5 protein-coding genes are annotated in these 3,116 nt (G+C 59.1%); 4 read left to right on the plus strand and 1 reads right to left on the minus strand.

Annotated features, from left to right (window positions below; translation table 11 throughout):
• Positions 1-370 precede the first annotated feature (370 nt).
• Together ACIQ0Q_RS08580 and ACIQ0Q_RS08585 are read left to right on the plus strand one after the other, a co-directional pair.
• The gene (locus ACIQ0Q_RS08580; RefSeq protein ID WP_395772522.1) at positions 371-826 is read left to right on the plus strand and encodes a DUF192 domain-containing protein; all 456 of its coding nucleotides are present in this window, start codon (positions 371-373) and stop codon (positions 824-826) included.
• A 16-nt stretch (positions 827-842) separates the two neighbouring features.
• Positions 843-1,688: a SirB1 family protein gene (locus ACIQ0Q_RS08585; RefSeq protein ID WP_395772523.1), complete on the plus strand. Its 846-nt coding sequence runs from the start codon at positions 843-845 to the stop codon at positions 1,686-1,688.
• Here the strand turns inward: ACIQ0Q_RS08585 and ACIQ0Q_RS08590 are convergent.
• Complete coding sequence (locus ACIQ0Q_RS08590) at positions 1,685-1,867, minus strand: rubredoxin (RefSeq protein ID WP_395772524.1); 183 nt, start codon at positions 1,865-1,867, stop codon at positions 1,685-1,687. The genes ACIQ0Q_RS08585 and ACIQ0Q_RS08590 overlap by 4 nt on opposite strands.
• 45 nt (positions 1,868-1,912) lie before the next feature.
• Between ACIQ0Q_RS08590 and thiE the strand changes: the two genes are divergently transcribed.
• Together thiE and ACIQ0Q_RS08600 are read left to right on the plus strand one after the other, a co-directional pair.
• On the plus strand, positions 1,913-2,551 hold the full coding sequence (thiE, locus tag ACIQ0Q_RS08595) for a thiamine phosphate synthase (protein ID WP_395772525.1): 639 nt from the start codon (positions 1,913-1,915) through the stop codon (positions 2,549-2,551).
• Positions 2,548-3,116: aminotransferase class III-fold pyridoxal phosphate-dependent enzyme (locus ACIQ0Q_RS08600; protein WP_395772526.1), on the plus strand; the 569-nt coding region annotated here is incomplete at its 3' end. The genes thiE and ACIQ0Q_RS08600, both read left to right, overlap by 4 nt.

Genomic DNA, 3,116 nt, shown 5'->3' on the forward strand with positions numbered 1-3,116 from the left:
CCCGCACAAATTTCCTGCGCACATTTACAAAGATCATTCTGCTTACCCCGAAGGGTTCGCGCCTCGGACATTTCGTCTCGAAGTGGTCGCACAGTATGGCAGACCTTTTAAACCACGTCAACATTCGGAGGCTTAATTCCGCATGACGGGTGACATTTACTTAAGGACAGTTCGTCCCGAAGTAAGCTGACCATTATGGCAAGGTTACGGTACACCGTCAACCGTTTTTATAGAAAGTTAACCTACAGTTCAGTTGGCAGAATCGCTATACGCCCGCCGCACCACACGATGGTCAGCGAACCCCTCGAAACGCTTGACGGCAGAGACGGAAACAGGGAATTCTGTCTCAATCACTTCAGGAATATTCACCATGCGCCATACACTGCTCCTCGGTTTCATACTCAACCTTACACTCTCGGCTAGTGGCTGCGCCGAGCTGACCGAGGCGCCATCCGTCGAACTGAAGGGGAAACGCTATACGGTAGAGCTGGCCGACACCCCGGAGTTACGGGAACGCGGACTGATGTTCCGCAGGGACATGCCCGCGGAGGTCGGCATGCTGTTCATCCACGACAGCGAGGAACCGCTCGCGTATTGGATGAAAAACACCTATATCCCGCTCGACATCCTGTATTTCGACAGCAAGCTCAGGCTGGTTTCGGCACAGCTCGGCGTCCCGCCCTGCGGAGACCAGCCGCGCTGCCCGGCTTTTGCAAGCGCGGGCCCCGCCCAGTACGTTCTGGAACTGAATGCCGGCCAGGCGGCCGCACTCGACCTGAACCCCGGGGACCGTTTAAGCCTGAAAGGCGTGAAACCGGCCCGATAGGGCCGAGGAGGCGCGCATGGCCGTGATTGCAGAATTACCGGAATGGGGTCGGCTGGCAGCCATGGCGGATTCCGAGCTGCCGCTGCTGGAAACCGCCCTGCTGATTGCCCGTGATGAGTATCCGGAACTCGAGACCGCGGCCTATCTGTCCATGGTCGATTCCTATGGCAACCGCCTGAACGCCTCATTGAGTGACGGACTGGACATTCCGTCGAAACTGACCGCCATCAACCATTTTCTCTACAAGGAACTGGGGTTTTCCGGCAATGCCGGAAATTACCAGGACCCCCGAAACAGCTACCTGAACCAGGTCTTCGACCGCCGCCTAGGTATTCCGATTTCACTGGCGGTGATCCATATCGCTGTGATGCATCGCATCGGCCTGCCACTGGAGGGCATCTCTTTCCCGGGGCATTTCCTGGTTCGGCTTCCTGTAGATGATGGCATTCTGGTGCTGGATCCGTTCAATCAGGGCCGTCCGGTCAGCATCGAAGAGTTACGTGAACGGGTCACGCCACATTTGGACGGACAGGCGCCCAGCGATTCACAGCTGTTCCAGATTCTGGCACCCGCCAGCGCCCGCACGATTTTGATGCGGATGCTGCGTAATCTCCAGACGATTTACCAGCACCAAGGGGATCACGAACGAGTCGCGCGCAGTGCCGACCGCATTCTCAAGCTTTCACCCGACCTTCCGGATGCCCTGCGCGACCGGGGCTTGGCTTATGCGGAAATCGGCTACCGCAAGGGCGCAAATGCTGACTTCGCGCGCTACCTGCAATTGCGCCCTGAAGCCGATGATGCCGATACCATCCGCACCCTCTTTATCGAGGGCGTGTCAGCGCAGAAACGGCTGAATTAAGTCATCACCATTTCGAAATCAGCTTTGCCGACACCGCAGTCCGGACAGCACCAGTCTTCCGGTACATCTTCCCATCGGGTGCCGGGCGCGATGCCTTCATCGGGCCAGCCTTCGGCCTCATGGTATTCAAATCCGCACACGATACAGATCCAGCTGCGAAATTCCGCGTTGTCCGACATAAAAGCACCTAGAATGGATTCCTCCCGACATTATATTTCAGCCTGATGCCTTCCCGCTTGCAAAATCGACGCGGCGTGTACCTGATAACGCCCGATGTGGCCGATACCGGAGAGCTGGAGGCACTCTGCAGCATGCTGCTGCAACATCCCGTGGCACTCCTGCAGTACCGCAACAAAAGCGCCGCCACGGCACTGAAGCACCGCCAGGGCAAAGCCCTTTGGGCCGTGTGCCGGAACGCCGGAGTGCCGCTTTTGATCAATGACGATTGGCGCCTGGCAGCCGAGCTCGGCGCCGATGGCGTGCATCTGGGTCGGGACGATACCGATCCCGGGACGGTCCGGGAAGCGCTCGGAAACCAGGCGTTGATCGGCGTGTCCTGCTACAACGAGATGGGACGGGCGCACGATGCGGCCGTGCAGGACATCGATTATCTCGCCTTCGGCGCGGTGTTTCCCTCACCGACTAAGCCCTTGGCTTCGCAAGCCCCGTTGCATCTTTTCGCCGAAGCCCGCGCTTTGGGTAAGGCAATGGTCGCCATCGGCGGCATAAGGCCGGATAATAGTGCGCAACTGTGCGCTGCCGGCGCCGACTTCATTGCGGTGATTTCCGGCGTTTTCGATGCCCCGGATCCGGTCGCGGCACTCATCGCCTACAACCATTCTTTCAGCAAGGTCACGCCATGAATCACGATCAAAGCCACGCCCTGTTCCAGCAAGCCCGACAGCTGATGCCCGGCGGCGTCAACTCGCCGGTGCGTGCCTTCAAATCGGTCGGTGGCGAACCGTTCTTCGCAAAAAGCGCCAAAGGTGCTTACCTGATCGATGTCGACGGCAACCGCTACATCGACTACATCGGCTCCTGGGGTCCGATGATTGCCGGCCATGCCCATCCAGCCGTGATTGACGCCGTGGACAACGTGATGCGCGACGGCCTGAGCTTCGGCGTACCGAATGCGCTGGAAGTCACTATGGCCCAAACCATCACCCGCTTGGTGCCCAGCTGCGAAATGGTGCGCATGGTCAACTCCGGCACCGAAGCCACACTCTCGGCCATCCGGCTGGCACGGGGCGCCACCGGCCGCAACCGTATCGTAAAATTCGAAGGCTGCTACCACGGCCACGGCGATTCCTTTCTGGTGAAGGCCGGCTCGGGCATGCTGACGCTGGGCGTACCGAATTCGCCGGGAGTCCCGAAATCCCTGGCCGATCTGACCCTGACTTTGAGCTATAACGATTTCGAGGGCGCGAC

It is taken from the genome of Arenimonas sp., assembly GCF_044348765.1.
GTDB lineage: Bacteria > Pseudomonadota > Gammaproteobacteria > Xanthomonadales > Xanthomonadaceae > Arenimonas.

Coding starts and splice junctions, on each gene's coding strand:
- ACIQ0Q_RS08580 (WP_395772522.1), top strand. CDS start 371: ATGCGCCATACACTGCTCCTCGGTTTCATACTCAACCTTACACTCTCG.
- ACIQ0Q_RS08585 (WP_395772523.1), top strand. CDS start 843: ATGGCCGTGATTGCAGAATTACCGGAATGGGGTCGGCTGGCAGCCATG.
- ACIQ0Q_RS08590 (WP_395772524.1), bottom strand. CDS start 1,867: ATGTCGGACAACGCGGAATTTCGCAGCTGGATCTGTATCGTGTGCGGA.
- thiE (WP_395772525.1), top strand. CDS start 1,913: ATGCCTTCCCGCTTGCAAAATCGACGCGGCGTGTACCTGATAACGCCC.